The sequence below is a fragment of the Syntrophomonas curvata genome (genome assembly GCF_052976825.1).
This window is the reverse complement of sequence record NZ_CM129641.1, coordinates 522,687-547,605: the sequence shown is the minus strand read 5'-3', so window position 1 is coordinate 547,605 and position 24,919 is coordinate 522,687. Positions and strand designations below refer to the sequence as shown.

Annotated in this window: 24 protein-coding genes; 11 read left to right on the top strand and 13 right to left on the bottom strand. The window is 48.9% G+C overall.

Annotation, left to right across the window (positions count from 1 at the left end; genetic code table 11):
- The first annotated feature begins 57 nt into the window (after positions 1-57).
- Entirely contained in the window at positions 58-1,035 is a 978-nt protein-coding gene (locus ACU70B_RS02520; RefSeq protein ID WP_447184788.1) for a VanW family protein, read from the top strand.
- A gap of 154 nt (positions 1,036-1,189) precedes the next feature.
- On the top strand, positions 1,190-2,635 hold the full coding sequence (locus ACU70B_RS02515; protein ID WP_447184787.1) for an aminotransferase class I/II-fold pyridoxal phosphate-dependent enzyme: 1,446 nt from the start codon (positions 1,190-1,192) through the stop codon (positions 2,633-2,635).
- Here ACU70B_RS02515 and larC read toward each other — a convergent pair whose 3' ends face one another.
- From larC to ACU70B_RS02495, 4 genes are all read right to left on the bottom strand, one after another.
- On the bottom strand, positions 2,636-3,865 hold the full coding sequence (gene larC / locus ACU70B_RS02510) for a nickel pincer cofactor biosynthesis protein LarC (protein WP_447184786.1): 1,230 nt from the start codon (positions 3,863-3,865) through the stop codon (positions 2,636-2,638). It lies immediately after the preceding gene.
- Positions 3,866-3,952: 87 nt separating this feature from the next.
- Positions 3,953-4,705 carry a nickel pincer cofactor biosynthesis protein LarB gene (larB, locus tag ACU70B_RS02505; RefSeq protein ID WP_447184785.1) on the bottom strand — a complete coding sequence of 251 codons (753 nt, stop codon included), beginning with the start codon at positions 4,703-4,705 and terminating at the stop codon, positions 3,953-3,955.
- Positions 4,698-5,555 carry an ATP-dependent sacrificial sulfur transferase LarE gene (larE, locus tag ACU70B_RS02500; RefSeq protein WP_447185689.1) on the bottom strand — a complete coding sequence of 286 codons (858 nt, stop codon included), beginning with the start codon at positions 5,553-5,555 and terminating at the stop codon, positions 4,698-4,700. Before larE ends, larB begins: the two co-directional genes overlap by 8 nt.
- A 231-nt stretch (positions 5,556-5,786) precedes the next feature.
- On the bottom strand, positions 5,787-5,957 hold the full coding sequence (locus tag ACU70B_RS02495) for an H-type small acid-soluble spore protein (RefSeq protein WP_447184784.1): 171 nt from the start codon (positions 5,955-5,957) through the stop codon (positions 5,787-5,789).
- Positions 5,958-6,145: 188 nt separating this feature from the next.
- On the opposite strand from ACU70B_RS02495, the gene ACU70B_RS02490 reads away from it, so the two are divergent.
- The 5 genes from ACU70B_RS02490 (at position 6,146) to ACU70B_RS02470 (ending at position 12,075) form a co-directional block, all read left to right on the top strand.
- Positions 6,146-6,982: an amino acid ABC transporter substrate-binding protein gene (locus ACU70B_RS02490; protein WP_447184783.1), complete on the top strand. Its 837-nt coding sequence runs from the start codon at positions 6,146-6,148 to the stop codon at positions 6,980-6,982.
- A 93-nt stretch (positions 6,983-7,075) separates the two neighbouring features.
- Complete coding sequence (locus tag ACU70B_RS02485; protein WP_447184782.1) at positions 7,076-7,717, top strand: amino acid ABC transporter permease; 642 nt, start codon at positions 7,076-7,078, stop codon at positions 7,715-7,717.
- Between the two features lie 12 nt (positions 7,718-7,729).
- Positions 7,730-8,497 carry an amino acid ABC transporter ATP-binding protein gene (locus ACU70B_RS02480; RefSeq protein ID WP_447184781.1) on the top strand — a complete coding sequence of 256 codons (768 nt, stop codon included), beginning with the start codon at positions 7,730-7,732 and terminating at the stop codon, positions 8,495-8,497.
- A 384-nt stretch (positions 8,498-8,881) separates the two neighbouring features.
- Positions 8,882-10,978: a [Fe-Fe] hydrogenase large subunit C-terminal domain-containing protein gene (locus ACU70B_RS02475; protein ID WP_447184780.1), complete on the top strand. Its 2,097-nt coding sequence runs from the start codon at positions 8,882-8,884 to the stop codon at positions 10,976-10,978.
- A 5-nt stretch (positions 10,979-10,983) separates the two neighbouring features.
- Positions 10,984-12,075, top strand: coding sequence for an HD domain-containing phosphohydrolase (locus tag ACU70B_RS02470; protein ID WP_447184779.1), 1,092 nt, complete (start codon positions 10,984-10,986; stop codon positions 12,073-12,075).
- Here the strand turns inward: ACU70B_RS02470 and ACU70B_RS02465 are convergent.
- Complete coding sequence (locus ACU70B_RS02465; RefSeq protein WP_447184778.1) at positions 12,069-12,305, bottom strand: YkuS family protein; 237 nt, start codon at positions 12,303-12,305, stop codon at positions 12,069-12,071. The two genes, ACU70B_RS02470 and ACU70B_RS02465, sit on opposite strands and share 7 nt — an antisense overlap.
- A 193-nt stretch (positions 12,306-12,498) precedes the next feature.
- Here ACU70B_RS02465 and ACU70B_RS02460 point away from each other — a divergent pair, with 193 nt between their 5' ends.
- Both ACU70B_RS02460 and ACU70B_RS02455 read left to right on the top strand, forming a co-directional pair.
- Positions 12,499-12,840, top strand: coding sequence for an autorepressor SdpR family transcription factor (locus tag ACU70B_RS02460; protein ID WP_447184777.1), 342 nt, complete (start codon positions 12,499-12,501; stop codon positions 12,838-12,840).
- The gene (locus tag ACU70B_RS02455; protein ID WP_447184776.1) at positions 12,824-13,504 is read left to right on the top strand and encodes an SdpI family protein; all 681 of its coding nucleotides are present in this window, start codon (positions 12,824-12,826) and stop codon (positions 13,502-13,504) included. Before ACU70B_RS02460 ends, ACU70B_RS02455 begins: the two co-directional genes overlap by 17 nt.
- A gap of 118 nt (positions 13,505-13,622) precedes the next feature.
- Here the strand turns inward: ACU70B_RS02455 and ACU70B_RS02450 are convergent, their stop codons facing one another.
- The 6 genes from ACU70B_RS02450 to ACU70B_RS02425 form a co-directional block, all read right to left on the bottom strand.
- Positions 13,623-15,014 (bottom strand): DUF8509 domain-containing protein, encoded by a 1,392-nt coding sequence (locus ACU70B_RS02450; protein WP_514393152.1) that lies wholly within the window; start codon positions 15,012-15,014, stop codon positions 13,623-13,625.
- Positions 15,015-15,371: 357 nt separating this feature from the next.
- Positions 15,372-16,745 carry an aminotransferase class V-fold PLP-dependent enzyme gene (locus ACU70B_RS02445; RefSeq protein ID WP_447184774.1) on the bottom strand — a complete coding sequence of 458 codons (1,374 nt, stop codon included), beginning with the start codon at positions 16,743-16,745 and terminating at the stop codon, positions 15,372-15,374.
- 119 nt (positions 16,746-16,864) lie between these two features.
- Positions 16,865-17,353, bottom strand: a complete 489-nt coding sequence (locus ACU70B_RS02440) for a DsrE/DsrF/DrsH-like family protein (RefSeq protein ID WP_447184773.1) — start codon at positions 17,351-17,353, stop codon at positions 16,865-16,867.
- Between the two features lie 30 nt (positions 17,354-17,383).
- Positions 17,384-17,605 (bottom strand): DUF3892 domain-containing protein, encoded by a 222-nt coding sequence (locus tag ACU70B_RS02435; RefSeq protein WP_447184772.1) that lies wholly within the window; start codon positions 17,603-17,605, stop codon positions 17,384-17,386.
- Positions 17,606-17,743: 138 nt separating this feature from the next.
- The gene (locus tag ACU70B_RS02430; RefSeq protein ID WP_447184771.1) at positions 17,744-18,268 is read right to left on the bottom strand and encodes a lytic transglycosylase domain-containing protein; all 525 of its coding nucleotides are present in this window, start codon (positions 18,266-18,268) and stop codon (positions 17,744-17,746) included.
- Between the two features lie 15 nt (positions 18,269-18,283).
- Complete coding sequence (locus ACU70B_RS02425; protein WP_447184770.1) at positions 18,284-19,543, bottom strand: DUF6612 family protein; 1,260 nt, start codon at positions 19,541-19,543, stop codon at positions 18,284-18,286.
- Between the two features lie 265 nt (positions 19,544-19,808).
- On the opposite strand from ACU70B_RS02425, the gene ACU70B_RS02420 reads away from it, so the two are divergent.
- Together ACU70B_RS02420 and ACU70B_RS02415 are read left to right on the top strand one after the other, a co-directional pair.
- Positions 19,809-20,333, top strand: coding sequence for a DUF3189 family protein (locus ACU70B_RS02420; RefSeq protein WP_447184769.1), 525 nt, complete (start codon positions 19,809-19,811; stop codon positions 20,331-20,333).
- A complete protein-coding gene (locus tag ACU70B_RS02415; RefSeq protein WP_447184768.1) occupies positions 20,330-20,809 on the top strand; it encodes a hypothetical protein in 480 nt (159 codons plus the stop codon). Before ACU70B_RS02420 ends, ACU70B_RS02415 begins: the two co-directional genes overlap by 4 nt.
- A 34-nt stretch (positions 20,810-20,843) precedes the next feature.
- On the opposite strand, the gene typA is transcribed toward ACU70B_RS02415, so the two are convergent.
- Positions 20,844-22,628: a translational GTPase TypA gene (gene typA, locus ACU70B_RS02410; protein ID WP_447184767.1), complete on the bottom strand. Its 1,785-nt coding sequence runs from the start codon at positions 22,626-22,628 to the stop codon at positions 20,844-20,846.
- Between the two features lie 184 nt (positions 22,629-22,812).
- Positions 22,813-24,834, bottom strand: a complete 2,022-nt coding sequence (fusA, locus tag ACU70B_RS02405; protein ID WP_447184766.1) for an elongation factor G — start codon at positions 24,832-24,834, stop codon at positions 22,813-22,815.
- Positions 24,835-24,919 lie beyond the last annotated feature (85 nt).

The following is a 24,919-nucleotide window of genomic DNA, read 5'->3' as shown; positions in this document are numbered from 1 at the left end:
GCATCACGGAATACTAATAAAGACGTTTTGATTGCTTAAATGGAGTGGTGAAAAGTTTTGTTTAATCGGAAAAAATTATTGCTGGTTTTACTGTTGGGATTAGTTTCCCTTACTATAATATTAGCAACCAACTATAAGCATGCTCCCAATCGCAAAGCAACTGTCAAAGAAAACACCAAGACTGCAAAAGCAGTGGGCCAGGAGAATAAAGAAGATGAATCCCCCCTGCAATTGGTACAGGAAAGAATGCACTCCGGTTCGGTAAAGCAGGTTCCCTGGGAAAAAGACCCTGATTTTCTGAAAGCGCAAAAGGAAAACAACGCCCTGACAATGATGGCTGCCTACCGCACCGTGCTGCCCGACCCGCTTCCGGGGGAGGAGTCCAATGTTCACCTGGGAGCCAGATACCTCCGCGGCACGGTACTGAAACCGGGAGAGGTGTTTTCCCAGAATCTTACGGTAGGCCCCTATTCCCAGTGGCGGGGTTTTAAGGAAGGCCCGGTCTACCTGGGAAGTCAACTTTCCACCACAACCGGCGGAGGGGTGTGCAAAATAGCCTCCACTTTATATAATGTTGCAGTTTTGTGCAACCTGCCCGTGGTTGAAAGGCATCCGCACAGTATGCCCGTACCTTACGTGCCTTATGGTCAGGACGCCACGGTAAACTACGGGGCCAAGGATATTAAGTTTATGAATGATCTATCCCATCCGATATTAATCTGGGCCCAGGGAGTCGACAACAACCTTTATATTGCATTTTACGGCAAAAGCAACCCACCCCAGGTAGAATGGCACCATAAGGTCTTAAAAATAGAAAAGGCCGCCAATATTTACAGAAATAACTGGTCTCTGCCGGAGGGGGAAGAAAAGCTGGTAGCGCACGGAATGGATGGCGCGCTGATTAAATCCTGGATTACTGTCAAGGATAAAAACGGTAAATCGGAAGTGAAAGAATTAGGGAGCTGTTGGTATTCCCCTATGCCGGCCATAATTGAAAAGGGACGCATGGCTCCGTCCCTTTCCGAACAACCCTGATCAAAGCCAGCAATCACTCGATGAGCCAAATTTTTCAATCTATTCAGCAGGTGCACAGCCAATATACAAATTTCATATTATAAACCGTAGTGGGGCTGCTACAATCCAAGACGGCCTGTACAGTTAGCCTGGGGAAGGAGTATGAACCTCGGTTATGGAACAGAACCGGACCCCTTTATTCACTGCGGTTAAAAACTATGTCGAAGATAAGGTAATACAATTTCACGTTCCCGGTCATAAACAGGGTCAAGGGCTGCCCGAGTTCGCAGCTTTCGTAGGTCAGCGGGCACTCGAAATGGATGCCAACGGAATGCAGGATCTGGACTATATCAATAACCCCGGCGGAGTTATCCTGGAAGCGGAAAAGCTGGCGGCATCGGCTTTTAATGCGGAAAAGGCTCACTTTCTGGTTAATGGTACCACTTCGGGGGTGCAGGCCATGATTATGAGCGCCTGCGAACCGGGAGACAAAATCATACTGCCCCGCAACGCTCATAAATCCGCTATTGGAGGGCTCATACTCAGTGATGCCCTGCCGGTATATGTGCAGCCCGAAATACAAAAGCCGGGTATGGCTGCAGGAGTACCGGTAGAGAATTATGAAAAAGCCCTGAAAGCCAATCCTGATACTCGGGCTGTTTTTGTTATCAACCCCACCTATTATGGTTACACTTCCGACCTGGAAAATATTATAAATGTTTCTCATCATTATGGGGCAGCGGTTCTGGTTGACGAAGCCCACGGCGCTCACATGTATTTTCATGAAGATTTCCCGGCCCCGGCTATGCATCTGGGAGCTGACTTGAGCGCTGCCAGCATGCATAAAACGGCCGGTTCCATGACTCAGAGCTCCGTTCTCTTATCCCGCAGCGAAATGATCTCGCCCGAGCGCCTGCAGCAAGTGCTCAATTTAACCTGTACTTCCAGTGCTTCCTATCTGCTGCTGTGTTCACTGGATATAGCCCGATGGCAACTGGCCGTACGGGGGAGGTCGATATTAAACCAGGCACTGGAACTATCCCGCTGGGCCCGGCAAGAAATAAACCGGATGGAGGAATTTTACGCCTTCGGGAAAGAGCTGACCGGAACCCCAGGCTGCTTTGATTTCGATGAAAGCAAACTGGGAATAAATATACATTGTGCCGGTTTCACCGGATATCAGTTGGAGGCCAGGTTAAGGCAGGATTACAATATTCAGATGGAATTATCAGACCTGAACAATATCCTGGCGGTAATAAGTATCGGACACCGGCGGGAAGACCTGGAAGCCCTCATCCATGCCCTGCAGGATATCGCCCGGAAAAGCCAGTATCGTAAATACGAGCGCTTCCGCACCGGGCCTGATTGTCCGGAAATGGTGGTTCCCCCGCGCCAGGCCTTCTATAATCCCAAGAAAACATTACGCCTCAGCAGCGCTGTCGGCCATATTGCGGGCGAGATGATTATGGCCTACCCTCCTGGTATTCCGGTAGTCTGTATAGGCGAACGGATAACCCAGGATATAATTGACTATATCAATATACTGAAGGAAGAAGCCTGTCAATTGCAGGGCCCGGCTGACTCCCGCATCGAGTATATTCAGGTACTGGCAGGGTACTGATTAAGGGTTGACAAGAGGCCCATCTTTCAGCCGCATAATCCCAGCGGCATCATTTAACAGGATATTATAAACATCTTTTAAGGCCAGCCCCTGCTCGCCGGCAATCCGCCGGCAGTCTTCATATTCAGGGGCATATTTGAGAACCCTGCCCCCTTTTCCCGCCACTTTTATCCGGACCATGCCCAGGCTGCTGTTTATATTTATCACTGTCCGCTCCAATTCTTCCCTATCAACTGCCGTTTTTCTTACTCCCAGAGTAGTAGTCTCGCGGAAGATGATTTCTTCCAGCAGATGGGCATCAGAACCCTGGCAAAGCACGGTTAGCAGTACCCCGGGCCGGTTCTTTTTCATCATTATCGAGGTGAGGTAAACATCCAAAGCGCCTTTTTCCAAAAGCATGGAGAATAAATAGGAATATATCTCGGGGTTCATGTCATCCATGGCTGTTTCCAGCAGCAGCAGGCCATTGTTATTCTCACTGCGCCGGCCCCGAATGACCCTCAGCAGATTGGGGCTGTCCAACTCCCGCTTGCCCCAGCCATAGCCGCTGTTTTCTACCGATAACGGCGGCAAAGGAATAAAATCCCGGGCCAGGGTTTTAATAATAGCTGCTCCGGTGGGGGTGACCAGTTCCGCCTGCACCCCGCTGGAATATACCGGTATCCCGCGCAGGATCTCCAGGGTAGCCGGTGCGGGAACCGGCAGCAGACCATGGGCACAGGAAACCAAACCGCTGCCCGTATTCAAAGGAGACGCATATATGGTGTCTGCCTTCAGCATATGGATACAGATGGCAGCGGATACTATGTCGACAATGGAATCCACTGCCCCAACCTCGTGAAAATGAATTTCACTCAGCTTTTTGCCATGTACCTTGGCCTCCGCCGCAGCCAACTCCATAAATATTTTCAGGCTCAACTCCTTAATTGCAGCCGCCAGCCCGCTGTTACCGATAATAGCTTCTATATCGTTGAGATTGCGGTGAGGGGCATGAGGGTGATGGTGATCATCCGAACGGCATCCTTCATGATCTTCCAGAATGACGTTAAAGTCGGTGGCCATAATTCCATTCTTCGGTTTCTTCGTTATTTCCAGCCGGTATCCTGCCAGCTGCAGCCGGGCCAATTGCTCACCGAAAACAGCCTGGTCAACCCCCAGATCAAGCAGGGCGCCAACCGTCATATCCCCACTAATCCCGGAAAAGCAATCAAAATATAAAACCTTTTCCATTGAAAACCTCCTAAATAATTTTACGGAGCGCCGAATCCCGAGGGAGCATCGGTATCCTGGCAGTGGGGGTGGTTTTCTTATTACTCCCTATTCCGCCAGCTGGTTGATAGAGCTGGCCAGGCAGCCGGCTCCGAAACCGTTGTCTATGTTGACCACACCTATCCCGCTGGCACAGCTGTTCAACATGGCAAGCAAAGCCGCCAGGCCTCCAAAACTGGCTCCATATCCCACGCTGGTGGGGACGGCAATTACCGGTTTGCCCACCAGTCCCCCCACTACACTGGCCAATGCCCCTTCCATCCCGGCCACCACAACAATTACCCGGGCTTTCTCCAGAAGCTCGCGGTAAGCCAACAGCCGATGGACTCCGGCTACCCCCACATCATATAGCCTCTCGACGGTGTTGCCCATAACTTCGGCGGTCAAAGCCGCTTCCTCGGCTACTGGAATATCAGCCGTTCCAGCCGTAATTACCAGAATAATCCCCCTGGATTTTGCCGGTTCACGCTGCTCGACCATAACCAGACGAGCCTCCCGGTAGTACTTGACCGTCAGCCCCCAACCTTCAAGGACATGATAAATATCTTCCCCGGCCCGGGTAAGGAGTATATTCTCCCCACTTTTTATGAGTTCCTGCATAATTCCTTCTATCTGCCTGAGCTCTTTTCCCTCGCAATATACTACTTCCGGGAAGCCCTTTCTGAGGCTGCGGTGATGATCCACCCGGGCATAGCCCAGGTCGGAAAAAGGCAAATTCCTTAGTGTCTCCAAGGCAGCGTCAATCTCAATCTCACCGTTTTTTACCGCCGACAACAGCTCTTTTATATACTTGCTATCCATTCCTGTTCTCCTGCTTAAATAAGTCCATACTGCCGCTGCTAAACCCCTGCAAATCAAGGGTCACGTAAGTAAAGCCCAACTTTAATAAAGACCGGCTGATATAGTCTCTGAATCCAGGCTGGAAGAACCCTCCCATATCTTCAGGCTCTACCTCGATTCGAGCCAGGTTATCGTGGCTTCTTACCCGAAACTGCCGGAAGCCGCTCTTTCTCAGGATCTCCTCCGCTTTTTCCACCTGGTTCAATTTTGCCCGGCTTATAGGTTCTCCGTAGGGAAACCTGGTAGCAAGGCAGGACTGAGCCGGTTCGCTCCATCCGGGGAGCTCCATCTGCCGGGCCAGCAGCCTTATTTCCGGTTTTGTTAACCCCGCTTCCCGCAAAGGGCTTAATATGCCAATTTCCTGGAGGGCTTTACGCCCCGGTCGGTACTCATTAAGATCATCTAAATGGGAGCCATCCAATATATGTGTAATTCCCTTCCGGCTTGCCTCCCGGCGTATGGTGGAAAAGATGCTTTTTTTACAATGATAACAACGGTCGCGGGAGTTAAGCTGAACCTTTATATCATTCAGCAGGTCTAATTCGAACCAGATCTGTTTCACTCCCAAAGCCCGGGCTTTTTCCAATGCAGCTTCAGAATCGCGCCGGGGCTGGAAAGGGGTTTTAGCCGTCACTGCGGTAACTCTGTCCCCCAGAATTATGTGGGTAAGGGCCAATAGGAAGGTACTGTCCAATCCCCCGGAAAAGGCTACCCATACCCGATCATAACCAGCTATTATCCGCTTAAGCCGTCGATATTTTTCATCCAATCGAATCACCTTTTTTAAATCCCTGGGGTTATTAACAACCATCACCCCATACCCGTTAAACGGTTCTGTCAGCAACTTGCAAGTAAAGTATAAAACAGAAAAGGTGATATTGCCACAACAAGCAACACCACCGGTTGTTCTAAAAACCCGGGATAAAATCCAGCAGGACTCTGACGAAGGGCCTGGGTTCAAGTAAAGCCCAAATTTATCGCCAGGCTACGGAGATTTAACACCTGTCTTCCTATAACCCCTGCATGGTTTCGGCATACCTCTTCAGTTCTCCTGCAGTTCGCCCACGGGAACCTTAAAACTGCTGCTGTCGTCAAGAAATCGGACCTGGGCCAGACTGCCATCCAAATCTTCAATCCACACCGGCCTCCCCCCGAGCGACACCTCAATAACTCCTAAAGATCGAATTATCTCCTGAACCCTTTTATTATCCATTTCCATCAGCACCTTTCTGTTTACCGGATATATAGTAGCTTTTCCTAAGCCCCGCATTATTATGAATCAAGGCTTTCCACCACCATGCCGTTATTAAATTACCTGCCGTTTGGGTTTAGTTGTTTACTTGTTTAATTCAGTAAAGTAAAATATAGATGTCAATCATATGGTCGAAGGAGGCTGTCAAATTGAAAAGAAATCTCGTACTTATTCTTCTATTGTGTTTTTCCTTGACTATGGTCTTGGGGGGCTGTAGCGGCAAAGACAAGGATGCCGGAAAAAACCCGGCACCGGCTCAGACTGATACTTCATTCGAAGATATCAAGGAAAAAGGGTACTTTATTGTGGGTCTCGATGATGCCTTTCCGCCCATGGGCTTCAGAGACGAGAAAGATCAAATCGTAGGTTTCGATATTGACCTGGCTAAAGAGGCGGCCAAGAAAATGGGGGTAGAAGTCAAGTTCCAGCCCATCGTCTGGGATTCCAAGGTGGAAGAACTGGATAGCGGCAATATTGATGTGATCTGGAACGGTATGTCCATAACGGCGGAAAGACAAGAGCAGATGCTCTTCACCAAACCCTACATCAAAAACCGCCAGGTTATCGTCGTCACCGAAGATTCCGCCATCAAAACCAAAGCCGACCTGAAGGGTAAAAAGATCGGCATTCAGGCGGGAAGCAGCGCCCAGGACGCGGTAATGGCAGACCAGGCTACCTATGAAGTCATTAAGGACAATCTGCTGGAATTCGATGATAACGTCATGGCTTTGCGCGACCTCAAAGGCGGCGGACTGGATGCCGTGGTGGTGGATATAGTAGTTGGCAAGTACTATGTAAGCAAACATCCGGGAGAATACAAGTTCCTGGAAGAGGACTTCGGAGCCGAGGATTTTGCGGTAGGCATGAGGCTGACCGACAAGGCCTTCCAGGCTGAACTGGATAAAGCCCTGGATGCCATGAAGGCCGACGGAAGCGCGACCAAGATTTCTGAAGAATGGTTTGGGGAAGATATCATAAATAAATAGTCATTAGGTTTAATTATTGCTATCATTAGCATGACAGGCTTACAGTGCAGCTGTTGGCCTGTTTATCTTTTAAAACTGCAAAGGGGTATACCCATGGATTATATTCTCATGTTGCTGCCATCCATGCTTAAAGGATTGACGGTAACCCTGAAGTTATTTTCATTGACCCTGCTGCTGGCCCTGCCCCTGGGGATACTTATGGGGATGGCGCGGCTCTCCCATTTCAAACCCTTGAAGTGGTTTATGGAATTCTACGTCTGGCTGTTTCGCGGCACTCCGCTGCTGCTGCAGCTCCTGTTTATGTACTTCGGACTGATGACTATAGGTATCCGCCTGGAGCGGGAAATCGCCGCTTATCTCGCCTTTGTTCTGAACTATTCCGCCTACCTGGCCGAGATATTCCGTTCCGGCATCCAGTCCATCTCTCCGGGTCAGTATGAAGCAGCCGATGTGCTGGGATTAAACCGGGTTCAGACCATGCGCAATATCGTCCTTCCCCAGGTATTTAAACGGGTATTGCCTCCCATCGGCAACGAGGTGATCAATCTGGTGAAGGACACCGCCCTTATTTATGTCCTGGCTATAAGTGAGTTATCCCGGGTGGCCAGAACTCATGTCATGCGGGATGATACTTTCATTCCCTTTATCATCGCCGCTGTTTTTTATTTGATCATGACCGGCACGGTGCAGCAGGCATTCAAATGGCTGGAATCCAAATTCGATTATTACCGTTAGGAGTTAAGACTCATGTATATGCTGCAAGCTTTGGATATTCATAAAAAATTCGGCTCTCTCGGTGTTCTTAAAGGGGTCTCCCTGCAGGTGGAAAAGGGTGAGGTCGTAGCCATCATCGGGCCCTCCGGTTCAGGCAAAAGTACTCTTTTACGCTGCCTCCATCACCTGGAAACCATAGATAAGGGCGCCATTGCCATCCAAGGGGAGATCATGGCCCAGAATGGACCGGACGGGACGGCCGTTTACAGCCCGGAAAAGAATATAGCCGCGATCAGGCGCAAAATGGGCATGGTTTTTCAGAACTTCAATTTATTCCCTCACAAATCGGTGCTTGAGAACCTGGTGATGGCGCCCATGCTGGTCAAGCAGACGGATAGGCCGCAGGCTGAGAATACCGCCCGGGAATTACTGAAAAAGGTCGGCCTGTCGCAAAAGGCTGACAATTACCCGTTCCAGCTGTCCGGGGGACAGCAGCAACGGGTGGCTATTGCCCGTGCCCTGGCTATGGATCCGGAAATAATGTGTTTCGACGAGCCTACCTCAGCTCTGGATCCCGAACTGACCGGCGAAGTGCTGCAGGTAATGAAGGATCTGGCCCAGGAACATATGACCATGGTAGTAGTTACTCATGAAATCGGCTTTGCCCGCGAAGTAGCCAATCGGGTGCTTTTTATGGATGAGGGCCTGGTGGTGGAAGAAGGCAGTGCCGAAGATGTTATTGTAAATCCCCGGCAGGAGAGGACCCGGGCCTTTTTAAGCAAGGTGCTGATGGCCCGGTAAGAGAAGAAATCCGGTATACAAAAGGGGCGCTTCTTGTATCTATTGCAAGAGCCGCCCCTTTTATATACCGGTATTTGTATGGGAAAATTGTTGCAAGCAAAAGGATATTTTTAAATAATGTTGAATTGGTACAATACAACTTGAACGCATGATAACGGAGATAAAGAGGGGGGAGAAAAACGGCATCCTTGGGAACTTGATTACTACCTTTAAATCTTTGCCGGCAGAGAAGGTCAGGTAAAGAAAAATGCCGAACCAAGTTAATGAAGTGGGGAGAGGGCTCTTAAATTAACTGGTGTGGTGCCAGCAAGATAGACTTTAAGTTTTCTGCTTTACGCCCGGTAGAGTAAAAAGCCACAGGCTTTTATGGATGCCGGTGAAGGTATGGACAATTTAATAGAAGTGATAGGCATTAAAGAGGAGAACTGCATTAACTGCCACCAGTGTATTGCGGTTTGCCCGGTCAAGGTATGCAGTGACGGCAGCGGCAATGTGGTCAAATTCAATAATCAGCTCTGCATAGGCTGCGGCAGATGTATCGATGCCTGCATTAAAAGCCATGGCGGAATCGTGGAAAAGAGTGCCCGGTTCCCCATAGATGATGCGGTCGAATTTACAGCCGCTTTACCTGAAAAAGACATGGTGGCTCTGGTGGCCCCGTCTGCCCAGAGTAATTTTGTTTTGCCTAAATTGATAACTGCCCTCAAATTGCTGGGTATAAAGGCCGTATATGATGTATCCCTGGGTGCCGAAATAACTGTCGCCTGTTATCATGAGCTGATTGCCTCCGGTCAAACCGACCTTCCTCTCATAGCCCAGCCCTGCCCCGCTATTGTTAAATACATTGAGCTCTACCAGCCCGGCCTGCTGAAGCATTTGGCCCCCAGCGGCAGTCCGGTGCATAATATTGCGGTTTATGTAAAATCGCTGCATCCGGACAGCGAACTGGCCTTTATCTCTCCCTGCCTGGCCAAAAGGCGTGAATTCCAGGACAGTAAAATGGTTCGGTACAATGTTATATACCAGTCACTGGTAAAAATACTGGAGGATAAAGGTATATCCCTGCCTCATCTTGCGGACAGCGATTTTGACAATTGCATACCTGCCGGAATAGCCACCAACTTCTCCAGTCCCGGGGGACTAGGCGAATGCTACCGGCACAACTATCCTGATATCCCGGCCAGCCAGATAAGAAGGGTTGAAGGCCCCATAGTCTATGATAAATACCTGCCCGATCTGGAAATGGCTATACTTAAAAAAGCGCCCCATCTTCCCCTGATTATTGACATTCTCAGTTGTGAGAAGGGCTGTAATATGGGGCCAGGCTCCATTAACCATCACCGTTCCCTGGATCAAATCGAACGTACTGTGGCCGCCCGTTCCGAACAAAATCGGGGGGATAGCGTTCAGCAGCAAAAGCTGACCCGCTTTTTACAGGACGTAAGGCAGAAATTCAATTTCGAATACCACTCTTACCAAAACCTGGCCGGATATAACAATTTAAAAATACCCACCGCCGATGAATTAGATAAAATATACCAGGCCATGCACAAAACTGAAGCAAAGGACTTCAGAAACTGTGCCGCCTGCGGCTACAACTCCTGCTACCACATGGCTATCGCCATATTCAACGGCCTCAATAAAGGCGAAAACTGTCACCTGTACCAGGAGAAAGAATTGCGCCGGGAACAGAACATACTAAATGACATGGTGGAAGAACTGGCTCAACTTAACGAGCAGCTGCAGGAGCAGTTTACCCAACGCAATAAACAGGAGCAGTTGCTGGTTCAGAACTCCAAGCTGGCAGCAATGGGAGAAATGATAGGTATGATAGCCCATCAGTGGCGTCAGCCTTTGTCATCCATAAGCACCTTGGCCGGCAATCTGCAGATATATCTTGACCTGGATATGTTTAACAAGAACCAGTTTAAAGAACTGCTGAACGATATCAACAGTCATGCCCAATATTTATCCAATACCATCAATGATTTCCGCCACTTCTTTAAACCTGATAATCCCCAGGATATGGTGGTTATGAACCAGGTAATCGATGACACCTTGGGCATCATAGGCAAATCACTGGAGTATAAAAACGTCTCCCTGGTAAAAGATTACAATTTTTCCGCCCCCATTCTTACCTATCCCAATGAGCTCATGCAGGTATTTCTAAACATTATCAAGAACGCATCGGATGCATTTGTGGAAAATGAAATAGTTGACCCCCGGATTATCATTACCGGCATAGAGACGGACGACTATGTTGAAGTTCACCTCCAGGATAACGCCGGAGGAATTCCTGAAGAGATAACCGCCAAGATATTTGACCCCTATTTTTCCACCAAAGGACCGGGCATAGGTACCGGACTCGGTTTATATATGTCCAAAATGATTGTGGAAGAACACTGCCGGGGACAACTGCTGGCCAGCAATACGGATCAGGGAGCATGTTTCACTATCAAGCTACCGCTTGCACAGGGGTAATGATTATGATAAATCCCAAAGAATTGCAGGAGGCCGCCCAGGGCATCACCATTTTATATGTGGAAGATGACCGGGAGTTGCGCCAGAATACATCCCGACTACTGTCAAGCTTTTTTCCAGTAGTAGATATTGCAGAAAATGGGGTAGACGGCCTGGATAAATTTAAGCAGGGCAGCTATGACCTCATCATTACGGATATTAATATGCCGCTTATGAATGGGGTCAAAATGGTTCGGGAAATAAAAAAGGATAAACCGCGCCAAATCATCATAGTGATATCAGCCCATGATGAAGCCAGGTATTTACTCGAACTGATCAATTTGGGAGTAGAACATTTCGTCCTTAAGCCTCTGGACTTGAGCCTTTTTCTGACTGTAATCGAAAAGGCGGTAAGGTTGGCCCGGGTGACCCAAATGGAAGAGGAATACAAGAAAAACCTGGAGGCCACGGTAGCCCTGCGTACGCGAGAGCTTTCCGATGCCCTGGCAGCAGTAAGCGATCTTACCACCGAGGTAGTATATCGCTTATCGGCAGCAGCCGAGCTGAGGGACAAAGATACCGGCATGCACAATAAACGCCTCGGCATTTATTCTCCCCGCCTGGCTCGGGAACTGGGAATGTCCTCTTCATTTGCGGAATCCATCGCCTTTGCTGCTCCTCTCCACGATATTGGTAAAATAGGCATTTGGGATCAAATCCTTTTGAAACCGGGACCTCTTAGCGAAGAGGAATTCGAAATTATGAAAACCCACACCATAACCGGAGCCAATATCCTGTCCAACTCCAGATTTAAAGAGATTCAGATGATTGAGTCCATCTCCCTGACCCACCATGAGCGGTGGGATGGTTCCGGCTATCCCCGCGGTTTAAAAGGGGAAGAGATACCGATTGAAGGAAGAATAGTGGCCATCTGCGACCAGTATGATGCCTTAAGGAGCCGCAGACCATATAAACCGGCCTTTTCCCACTACCGGACCATGGATATTATTACCCGGGGAGACGGCAGAACCAGACCGGAATACTTTGACCCTGATGTTTTAAAAGCTTTTATTCGCATCAGCGAAGAATTTGACGAGATATTCCACAGCAATCAGTAACGCATTATGTTATCCCAAACCTCACTGGGAGTTTTGCCCCGGGCATCAATAACCGGAGCATCGATGACAACGTCCTGCATCCCCAGTAAATCCTTGCTGCTTCCGGAAATAACCACGGCATCTACCCGGGTACCTCCGGCGGAATCCACGTCTATAACCTGGCAACCCTGATCCAGCAGGTAGTCTTTGATAGGGGCAAGATTATTTTCCACCGCAACAATTTTATTCAAGCTATCACCTCATAAAATATTTCTCATTGACTTTATTATGGTTTACCGGCATGCCGTTTATGCCAGAAAAACAGTTGCACCCTGATAGATTGATAAAAGAATCTTGCTTTTTGAGGTTATCAGGAGGTAAAATGTTATTAGATATTTAGATATGTTTCTAAATATCTAATAACTCTGCCGGAGTTGAACTATCATGCCGCTTAATCAGGTTTTCAAGGCTTTATCAGATGCCACCCGCCGGGATATACTGCATATGTTACAGCAGGGTGATTTAAGTGCCGGGGAAATCGCTGAGCATTTTGCTATTACTAAGCCAAGCATATCCCACCACCTTAATATTCTTAAGCAGGCTCATCTGGTGCAGGACGTAAGAAAAGGGCAAAATATATATTATTCTCTAAACACTACCGTTTTCCAGGAAGTAATCGGCTGGTTTTACGATATCCTGGATATATCGGATAAAGCCGGGAATCTGAATACAGTTGATGGAAAACCGGAAGCAAAGGAGCGGATTGACAATGGAAAATCAAAATAGGTCTGATTCCTATCGTGTAAACTGGTCAACGGTGAAAGCAGAATGGCCGCTATGGATATTGATGGCGGGGTTTTTGTTTGCGGGTATGCTGGTATACCCCCACCTGCCTGCCCAGGTGCCGGGCCACTGGAATATCCACGGAGAAATTGACGCTTATTATCCCCGCTGGTTTGGGGCTTTTTTTGAACCGCTACTGGCCATCGGTCTCTACCTGCTGATGCTTTTTATGCCCTTAATCGATCCCCGGCGGGACAACTATGCGCGCTTTACCGGTGCCTATACCTTTATGCGCTGGCTGCTGGTGCTTTTTCTGGGTATTCTGTGGGTAGTAACGGTAACGGTAGCACTGGGTTACCCGGTAAACGTAGCTCTGGCGGTAAAGGCAGCAGTAGCCGTTCTGCTTATAGTAATAGGTAATTTCATGGGACAATTCCGGCACAACTATTTTGTCGGCATCAAAAATCCCTGGACTCTGGCCAATGAGGAAGTATGGTATCGAACCCACCGGATGGCAGCCCGAATTTGGGTTCTTGGCGGTTTGCTCTGCCTGGCCATGTCCTTTTTCCAAACTCCCTGGGCAGCATACGTCTACCTGGGTTCAGTCCTTATTATGGTAATCATGCCCACTATATACTCTTATCTGATGTTTGTGAAACTCAAATAGGTCCCCATCCTGGCATCAGGAGCAAATAGGCATACGGTAATCAACAAACTGGTTCTTCTTCCCCTGCCGGGTGGCAGTCCTTACCGCCCCCCGGCAGCCAGCCGCCTTAAGATTAGAGCTACATCCGGTGGAACATCAGGTTGCCGCTGAGATCAGCATCCAGGTTCAAACCCCGCCTGGTGATTTTAGTATAGCGAGCTTCCATCAGAGTTAATTGTTTGTTTCTTATATTATCGTATCTGGTTATCATCGGGCTGTATAGAGGATGTTTCAGCAGGCTTTGCCGTATCGGTTTGGAGAAGGGACAATATTTGAACAATATGTTGCGGGCTACTTTGTTCAGGCGAAGCATGCCCCGGGACTCATAATTAACCCAGACACTGTAGTCAGCCGCAAAGATATCGCTTGCATTGTTGCGATATTTTTCTATTTGCACCCGCAGCTTTTCTTTGGCCTCGCCGGACAGTTCGGGATTTTTTTTATAAAACTGGATGTAGTCGCTGTATTCAGCAACCAGCGAGTTTTGATGGGCATTGTTTTGTATGGAACTGGACATGGTTCTGGATAACTCCCACCGGAAACGGGCCATAATGTCCACCGCCAGATCATCCGGATTTTCAGCCGTAAAGAGCGGAAATAACAGGCGTCCGGGAGAGTTTCTTACTCTCCCCGTGATTTCCTGCCACATTACTGCCCGGGCTCCGAATGTCGGTACCAGTATCAGGTCAGGGAAAACCTGTTTCATTATCAATTCTTTATTGGCAATCAGTTCCGGCCGGTAGTATACTATTTCACGGTGAAAGGCTGAAAAGTCCACGGCCAAAACCCGCCGGAAGGAATTAATAACTTTCTCCCCGGTGAGCAGTGCCGAAGATAAGTCCTTATTTATTATGCCGCTATGCAATACCGGCAAATAGCCTGCCGCCTGCCCGCAGCATATGCGCTGTCCCAATCGGAACAGGTTATCAATCTCATGGGATAAACGACGCTCTACATCGTTCTCATAGGAGGCCCGGTCGCTATCCTTCATTTCTCCCCGCCTTTTCAATTCTCTGAATACTTCGTAATAATCCTGTTCAAATTCGTTTACCGAAGGGTCCTTTTCATTGCTGTATATTTTTTTTAACCAATCTGCCAGGTTATGAACAGGATACCCGCAAGGAGTTTTAATCCCATCCAGCATGCTATACAGAGTATTGACCTGCTGCGGGGTCAGGATTTCCTCATCCATATAAGCATAAGTAATAAACATCCGATAGAGCCGGTCGTTACAGTTGCCGGGTAACATTTTTTTAAATATCGTCTTGTACAGGCTAAAGAAAATCGGGCTTATCGTTTCTCTTATTTTACCAAGCTCCCGCTCATTGAAAGATTGGGTTTTTATACGTTTATAAAGCTCGATCTGGGACAAAAATAGATTGGCCTGGTCTTCCGGCGCCTCCCCGAAACTCAGAAGCCTGGCCATGCTCTGCTTAAGCTCATCCGGAATATCAATATGCTTGTCAGTCATTTTATTCACCTGAATTCTCCACTGCAAAAAATATGCAGCAACTGTCGAAGGAGCGTGATAAAAAAAACCCTGCCCCGGCGAAGCAGCGGAAGGTATCAGCGCGACGCCCTGCCCGAACGCAGGTTGGAGCATCTCCGGCAGCCGCTCAAGGCAAACATTTTGTCCCATGCAAAGTCCTGCAACGGGATATTAATGTATCCAGACTAACTGATTTTTTGCAGTAAAATATTATTTCTATAATAATATTGCACAATCATGTCATAATCTCCTTCTTGCTAAGACTAAAATCCTTGTACAACCGGATGGCAATAAAAATAATCCGCCCCAGGAACTGGCAGGGACTGGGCCATAATGCCGCTACATATACTTTTGCAAACTTGCGGCCAGTTCCCCGGCATAGTTAGTATCGACAGGCAGATAGCCGCCTTGTGATGCTGCGAAGCGGTAATCTCTGCGGTATTCATATAAATTGGCAGCTATATGCTTAAGCCATTTAACCAGTTCATCAATTTCCTCCCGGGTGTTGTAGGCCGCCAGGCTTACTCTGACCATGCCGGGAAGCTTGGCCATACGCCCGCTGTCATAGAGTTCCAGGTAGTGTTCGCTTTCAGCCAGCCCCAGCAGCTGGCGTACGTATTTCTGAGCACAGAAACAACCGGTTCTTACCCCCATACCAGCATCAAAACAGAGAACAGCTCCCAGCAGGGCATGGGGTATGCCCGCCAGATTGAAGCTTATGACCCCCACCCGGGGTTTACTGCCGTATATGGTAATGCCTTTAACCTGCTGCAATTCGCTCAGGGCGTAACCGGTAAGTTCCTGTTCATACTGCCCTAATTTTTCCATGCCCAGTTGGTTTAGATACCTCAAGGTCCGGGCCAGGGTATAAGTACCGATGACATTAGGCGAGCCAGCCTCATCCCGGTCGGGCGGGTCAGCCCAAAATATCTTATCCTCCGTTACCAGTTTGACGGTCCCTCCCCCCGGATGCTCGGGGGGGCCGCCGGCAAATGTTTTCTGCGGCCCGATTAATACCCCGGCTCCAAAAGGGGAGTATATTTTATGTCCGGAGAAAGCCAGGTAATCAATATGAGCAGCATCGTTATGGGGCTTCATGTCAAAACCCTGGTGGGGCACCAGTTGGGCACCGTCCACCAGTATGGGGCAGCCATATTCATGAGCCATTTGAGCCAGCCGATGGACATCGTTTACATGACCGGTAACATTGGAAGCACCGCAAACGGCCAGCAGTTTGGTGCGGGGGTAACTGCTCTTTAAATGCTGCTCAAGATTTTCGGTATCAAGCTTGCCCTCATTATCGATGGCCGCATATTCAACCCTGGCCCGGGCTCTCCAGGGAAGGTCATTGGAATGATGTTCCATATCAGTAGTAATTACTACATCAGCCGGGTCCAACTGCAAACGGTAGGATAGCTTGTTTATGGCCTCGCTGGTATTCTTGACCATGATTACAGTATCCCGCGCTAAATCAGCCCCTACAAAGCGGCCGATGATATCGTGGGAGTCATCATAGATCCTGGAGCTTAAGAGGGATTTATATCCGGTGCCCCGGTGCACCCCGGAATACCAGTCCAGATAATCGCAGAGCTCATTGAGAACGGGAATTAAGGCAGGAGTACTGGCAGCATTATCGAAATAGATATAGTTTCTTTTCTTTCCCCGAGCAGGTACCTTGACCTTTATGCCTTTAATATTTTTGCGTAAAATCATCGCCGCTTTATAGCTATTGTTAATTACAATACACCCTTTTTATACATAGTTTTTATATACTATGTTCACCAGGGAGCATGAGGTTCCTTAAAACATGGAGGCCAGTTTTGCTCCAAGCTCTAAATAAATAGCTGAATATCGGCCTGGGCGGCATCTTCCAGGTAGGCGTAGACGTCAATGACTTCAATATCCGGCAAAAGCTCCTCGGTCTTAAACCCCATGATCTCCAGGGAAAGCTTGCAGGCACAGAACCTTACCTCTTTTTTACGGGCGCCTTCCAGAAAATCACGCAGGTGAGGGGTGTCCTTCTCGTCCATCATATTAAGGAGCATGCCCTTCCCGATCCCGGCCATGTTCATTTTGGACAGCGGCAGCTTCTCCGCTTCCGCCGGAGTAAAGGAAGCAAACATCTTCTCATAAGTACCCTTGTCCTCAAGGCTGAGCCTCTCCGGGTCTCTGAGTATAAGGAGTCCCCAGAAGGCACAGAATATGGTGACTGTCATCCCCTTTTCCCTGGCTCCGTTAGCAAGGATGAAAGCGGCCAGGCATTTGTCATAATCGCCGCTGAAAAGCAGTATATTCAGATGCCTGTTTTCGTTGCTCTCCATACTCTTTTCCCCCTTACCTGTTAATACAATTTATATAAGGGATACACAGTCCCGGTCAGTGCCGGTATCCCCATCCCGGACAATGTGCAGCCTGGTTTCACCATCATAATCCTGGCTTATATAAGCTCCTCCCACATTTTCCTTATCCGCTATCTGCGTCAATTCTTCCACCGTAACCCGGCGCCCGTCAGTCAGTTCTATATTGACAATAACTCCATGTTCGTCACGGTTTATGGCGTTGATTCCCAGCATTCGCTTGCCCCCTCCGATTAATTGTTATTAGTATTATGTTTAATTTAGCCCGCTTTATCCGGAGAATGATAATCCTGCACAAGAAAAGCCCCGCCTGCTTGAGACGGGGCCGCTTTCATTCCAGCTGGGAAACAGATTTCAAGCCATAAAATCAATTGATTTCATAACCTTGTCGATATAGGCCCGGGTTTCCTTGTACGGCGGTACGCCGCCATACTTTTTGACCGTGCCGCTGCCGGCGTTGTAGGCTGCCAGCGCCAGAGCCAGGTTGCCATTGAACTCATCCAGCTTCTGTTTTAAATAACAGGTTCCGGCCATAATGTTTTCTTCCGGGCTAAAGGCATCTTTAACCCCCAGGCTGCGTGCCGTTGCCGGCATAAGCTGCATGAGTCCCTGAGCGCCGCATCTGGATACAGCCGCCGGGTTAAATGACGACTCCTGTTTTATAACCGCCCGGATTACTCTTTCATCCACACCATATCTTGCGCTGGCCTGTCGGATTATCTCGCTGAACGGTTTTTTGTCCCTATCACCGGATATAGCTGCTTTACTACCTGCTTGGCTGTTTATACGCGGGTTTTTCCGTGAGGAAACGGACGCTAACGCTTCCAGCAGTTCTACCAGACTGATCCGGCTTATAAGGTCAGTGAAAAGGTTAGGCACAGGGCTCCCTCCCGGTTATTTCTGTTTCTGTAAGACCTCATTCATATCTACGGCTTTGCTTACATCCGGGACGGTAAAAGGCACCCCCAGGTCATAGATTTCATAAAATGCGCTTTGTTTCATATTCATATCCATGGTCACTAATTTGTCCGGCTGATCAGGTTCGGCAGGAATCTGCATGTTTAGGCTGACATCACTATCCAGTTGCATATAATCGGTTAAGAAATTCTTCTGGTTTACCCAAACACTGTATACCATATCGGCATTCATGTTTTTGAATACCTGAGCTATTGCTTGGTCCAATTCCGGAACCTCATCCTGGGGCAGGGGAACCTTTTTGAGTATATCCTGGGTAAGGCGGCTTATGCTGTCCGTTCCCATAGTTACATTGATTATCCAATAAGACTGTCCGTTTTTCTGCTGGTCGCTGCCAAAACTCATGATGGCTCCAGCATCCTGTAGCAGTTTAAGCGAAGTCATGGGGTCCTGGCTGCCGGCTTGTTCCATCAGGGCTTTTATATCCATGCCGGGAATCGTCATTTTCACCCAGCCCTGATCGGGCATAGTAATGTACATCCCTTCATCGTTCAGCAGCATTTCGCTTTCCAAGGCCTCCAGACCATTACCCGCCTCTCCGGGAGCTGCCATATTCATGACGGTCTTCCCATAAACCAGCACCGGTTTGTTTTGAACCGCCATTTCCATGTTCATCTTCATATCCACTTTTTCTTTTTTACCGGCTTTTTCCGGGTTGGCTACTTCGATTTGCTGGTTCATGTCGACCTTGGTCTTGTAAGTATTGTATGCCGCCAGAGCTTCACTGGATTTAGCCAGCATTTCCTCTACACTCATGCCCTGGCGCTGTTCCTGGTAATCTACCAGTACAGTCGAGGACTGCCCCTGCCAGTCGATTTTAGCTCCAAACGCGTCCATTACTGCCCGCAGCGGTACTATTATTTCATTGTTTACCCGGCTGGGGGCTACGGGAAGATTAACCGTCTCGCCGTTAAGGCTGGCCGCTTTGTTATCCAGCGTAAGGGTTAGTTTCCGGCCATTCTTTTCAATATCCAGGTTCTGGCCGTCAGTGGCTATTTCCGCCCCCAGTACCCGGCCTACTACATAAGCCGGTACCATGGTGGTGCCTTCCTCTATTCGGGGCTGGATGAGCGGCTGATAAGATTTACCATTAATATTTAGATTAACATCAGCCAGAGCAGGTGTTGCCAGCAAAAACAGCAAACAGAAAGTCGATAAAATAATCAGTCCTTTTCGCAACGGAACTCCCTCCTTATACGTTCTTTTATCAATGATACCAAAGTTAACTACGCATCAACAACCAGAAACTGTCACTATGCCGTTAAAGGTTATTAATACATGCAATGCCATATTTAGCTATTTGCCGGTTTATAAGAAGTGCTTAGGGCAAATTGCCTCTTTAGCCTTTATGAGATCTATAAAAAACCCGGTTATGATTTCTGCAAACAATATCCTGATTTATAATCGCCGGTTATACATTATACCCCCACTTACCGGTTAAACTATGCCAAGGGTTAAACTTTCCACCGGTTCTAAACCCATATTAACTCAAAAGCAGGTGAGCGCTATCAAGGTCGTATATTTTGATTATGGCGGAAGCCATTCCTCGGTTGTGGCTGCCAACATCCATGCAGGCAAATTGGATTCACAGGAAAACCCGCCTATTGAGGAGATCTTCAACCTGCCTTATTTTGACAAAACCCAAAAAGACGACTTCGGTAAAATAAGGCGGACGGGAACCGACCCTGAAGGCAATGACATCTATGTGCTGGGCACAAAAAACGGTAACTCCGGAGGTCTTATAACCAGTCTGGTAAAAGCTCAAGGTGCGGCGCATCAATTTCGTTTTGTGGACACGATGCCCTATGTAAATATGTGGTTGCGGATTGGAGGCTGGTTATCCCGCGGTCTTTCCCTCCCTTTTCTGGGAAGGCCGTTGATAAAAACCGGTATTAAGCAAGCCTATCCCAAGCTGAAAACCCTGGTACGGGAAGCAGGAAAAACCAGATTAATGGAGGTGCTCGAATGAACCTGTTATTTGCAGCCCGGACCGGGGTCTTTGAAGCCTTAACGGTCGGGCTGGGTTACCTCAACCAGGAAGACCGGCTCGAAACCTCTTCTGTCTTCGGTAATATGGAAACCGAGAAAACCGGTGAGCTTATCTACCTGGGAAAAAGCGGAGACAATGACGTCTATTGCGTGGGAAACAAGTATCCGGATATTGTAGTAAGAATCAATGAGGAGATTAATTCTTTGCTGGGACAGACTGATAGTCCCCTCAAAGTGATTCCCGTAAGTGTAGCGGGCAGTGAATCGGTCTATCTGCTTTCCCGTCTGGCCATGCTTCCGCTGGCAGGCAGCTTTTTTGCCGCCCGGGCCAAATCAAAAACCCTCAAAATCAAAGACCAACTGGTAAGCGCCGGCAAAAATCTTCGTGAAAGGAACACCGCTGCTTCCCGGGCTGCCGCCAAACCATTTTCACCAGAGCAAAACAGCCGGGAATAATAAACCGGGGCAAGGTGGACGCCGAATCATTTCTTTAACCGGCCAGAGTTTTCTTGCGCATGCGAATGGATGCCGGGGTAATTTCTACCAGTTCATCATCCGTTATGAATTCCAGACACTGCTCCAGATTCATGTTCCGCGGCGGGCTCAGTTTTACCGCGATATCCGAGGTTGAACTGCGGATATTAGTCAAGTGCTTCTTCTTACAGACATTGACTACCAAATCGTTGGGGCGTGAGTTCTCCCCTACGATCATACCCCGGTATACCGCTACTCCCGGCTCGATAAAAAGTTCGCCCCGCTCCTGGGCATTCTCCAGGCCATAACCGGTAGTGTCACCCGGTTCGTGGGCTACCATTGATCCCCGCTGGCGGGTGGCAATCTCTCCTTTGTAGGGAGCGTACGAATGGAAACGGTGATACATGGTGCCCATTCCTCTGCTGTCGGTTAAAAATTCCGAGCGGAATCCAAACAAGCCCCGGGTAGGAACCAGGAATTCCATATACATCATGCCGTCGCCTCTCTGGGTCATATTGACCAGTTCGCTCTTTCTGGAACCCAGACGCTCCATAACAATCCCCACATACTCTTCCGGCACTTCCACCACCAGTTCCTCAATGGGCTCGCAGCGTTGGCCGTCGACAGCTTTTTCGATTACCCGGGGACGGGAAACCTCAAATTCGTATCCTTCACGCCGCATAGTCTCTATTAAAACGGAAAGATGCAGCTCACCGCGCCCGGAGACCATAAAGGTATCCGGGGAATCAGTAGAGTCAACCCTCAAGCTAACATCGGCCTCCAGTTCCCGCAGTAACCTTTCCCCCAGTTTGCGGGAAGTGACATAAACACCTTCCCGCCCGGCAAAAGGGCTCTTGTTTACCTGGATGGCAACCGCCACCGTAGGTTCGTCAATAGGTACAAAGTCTAATGGCAGAACCTGTTCCGGGTCACAGATAGTATCGCCCACATTAAAGTCCAACAGACCTGAAACCACTACAATTTCTCCGGTTCGGGCCTCTTCCACCGCAACCTTTTTCAAACCGTCATAAATATACAGCCCGCCTATCCGCTGGCGGTTTCCGGCGGTGCCGTTGGACGCTACCACCACTTCCTGACGAAGATTAAGGGCGCCATTGTGTATCCGCCCTACCGCCTGGCGGCCAACATAAGGATCATAGTCGATCATGCTTACCCCCAGCTGCAGAGGCTGCTTGTTATCTCCAACCGGTGCGGGTATCTTTTCGATGATTATGTCAAATAGGGGCTTTAAATCCGAACCCGGGCTGGAGGAATCAAGTGAAGCCCTGCCGGCGCGAGCATTGGCGTATACTATGGGAAAATCAAGCTGCTCTTCACTGGCATTAAGCTCAATAAAAAGGTCCAGTACCTCGTCCAGCACAGCCTCGGGGCGAGCCTGGGGGCGATCCATTTTGTTTATTACCACAATGGGGAAGAGTCCTGCCGCCAAGGCCTTCTTAAGCACAAAACGAGTCTGGGGCATGGGGCCTTCCAAGGCATCTACCAGCAGCAACACCCCATCCACCATTTGCACAATGCGCTCAACTTCCCCGCCAAAATCGGAATGGCCGGGCGTATCCACGATATTAAGGCGGTAACCGTTATATAGGATAGCGGTGTTTTTGGCCATTATAGTAATTCCGCGCTCCCGTTCCAGGTCGTTGCGATCCATAACCCGCTCCTGTACCTGCTGGCGTTCGTGAAAGACACCGCTTTGCCTCAAAAGCCCATCCACCAAAGTGGTCTTGCCGTGGTCGACATGGGCAATAATAGCCAGATTCCTGATTAACTCTTGTTTCATAAAGCCTTTCCTTCCATTACAGACTGGACAAGTTGTACAATTATATTTACATTTTTGCCGGACAACTTATAATTATAATCCGCAGCGCGCCTGCTGCCAATAAAAATTTTGCAGGTACATCTACCTGCAAATAAAGAAGGACTCTTCGTTAAGAGTCCTTCGTCCGTACACGATAATCTTATTCCTAAGAAGCCACATTGTGGTCTTCATAATGGGAAAACTCCATCGAGAAGGCCGCCCTTCCCTGGGTTAACGACCTTAAGACGGTAGAGTAGCCAAACATCTCCGCCAGAGGCACACAGCCTTTTATAACCTGGGTATTGTTGACCATCTCCATGGACTGCAGCCGACCGCGGCGGTTGCTTATATTGCTGATTATACTGCCGGTGAATTCCTCGGGAGAGGTTATTTCCAGGCGCATAACCGGTTCCAGCAACTGTGGCCCCGCTTTTTTCAAGCACTCCCGGGTGGCAAACATGGCTGCGGTCCTAAAAGCCATTTCGGAAGAGTCAACCTCATGAAAAGACCCATCCAGCAGGGTAGCCTTGACATTGACTACCGGATAGCCTTTAAGCACCCCTTCTTCCAGGGCCTGTTTTACCCCAGCTTCCACCGCCGGTATATATTCCCGGGGGATAGCTCCGCCCGTTATCTTATTGACAAATTCAAATCCATCACCGGGCTCCAGACGCAGAACCACATGGGCGAACTGGCCCTTACCTCCGGTCTGTTTAACGTAACGGGTAACCTGTTCGGCCTGTTTGGTAATAGTTTCCTTATAAGCCACCTGTGGTTGTCCGGTATTAAAATCGACCTTGAACTCTGTAGCCAAACGCTCCGCCACAATTTCCAGATGCAGTTCGCCCATCCCCGATATCAGGGTTTGCCCGGTCTCTTCATTATACGAGAGCTTGAAAGTCGGGTCTTCGGCTGCTATGCGCGCCAGCGCTTCCGATATTTTGTCCTGATCCGACTGGGTTTTAGGTTCAATAGCCACCTGAATAACCGGTTCCGGGAAATCGATGGATTCCAGCAATATATCTCTGCCCTCCGTACACAGGGTATCTCCGGTTCCGATGTCTTTTAGCCCGATAAAGGCCACAATATCTCCGGCCCTAACCTCGTCAATCTCTTCCCGGTGATTGGCGTGCATCCTTACCAGTCGGCCTACCCGTTCTTTTTTGCGCTTGCTGCTGTTATAGATGTAGCTGCCAGCCTTTGCATTTCCGGAATAAACCCGGGCAAATGCCAGCTTGCCAACGTGACGGTCACTAACAATCTTAAATACCAGAGCCGCAAAATCGCCTTCCGCATCAGGAATTACCTCCATCTCCCCGCCGCTGTCCTGACACAGCGCCCGGGCCGCCTGTACGTCAAGCGGTGAAGGCAAATAATCAACTACCGCATCAAGCAGAGGCTGTACCCCAATGTTGCGATAAGAGCTCCCGCATATGACCGGCACTGCGTTGCCTTCAATGGTGCTTTTCCTGATGGCCTGCCTGAGCAGGTCATCAGGTATAGCTTCATTACTAAAATAGAGTTCCAGCAATTCCTCATCGGTTTCGGCCAGGTCTTCCAGCATAGCGATACGCCACCGCTCAGCCTCTTCCTGGTACCGGTCCGGGATATCGCTTTCCATAATATCGTTTCCCGCCTGGCTGGAAAAAGTGTAAAACTTGGAGCGTATTAAATCGACTATGCCACAAAAGCTTTCGTTTTCGAATACCGGCAGGTTTATTATCAGCGGATGGGCCCCCAAACGGCTTTTTATCTGTTCCACCACTCGGAAAAAGTTCGCTCCCACCGCATCCATTTTATTGATATAGGCAATGCGCGGAACCTGATATTTATCAGCCTGTCTCCATACCGTCTCGGACTGGGGTTCAACCCCGCCCTTGGCACAGAAGATAACCACTGCCCCGTCCAGTATGCGAAGGCTTCTCTCCACTTCAGCCGTAAAGTCAACGTGGCCTGGAGTGTCGATAATATTAATGGCACAGCCTTTCCACAAGCAGCGGGTAGCGGCTGAGGTAACCGTAATGCCCCGTTCCTTTTCGTAGGGCAGATAGTCCATGACGCTTTCCCCATCGTGGGTCTCCCCCATTTTGTGGGTCAGACCGGTATAATATAGAATTCTTTCAGTTGTAGTTGTTTTACCGGCATCAATATGGGCAATGATACCAATATTTCTCAGTTTGTCCAGCACGGAACAGTCTCTCCTTCTAAAGTCAAAAATTAACGGCAACACATTTGTGATGCCGAAATAATCAATTTTTAATCCATTTTTCGTA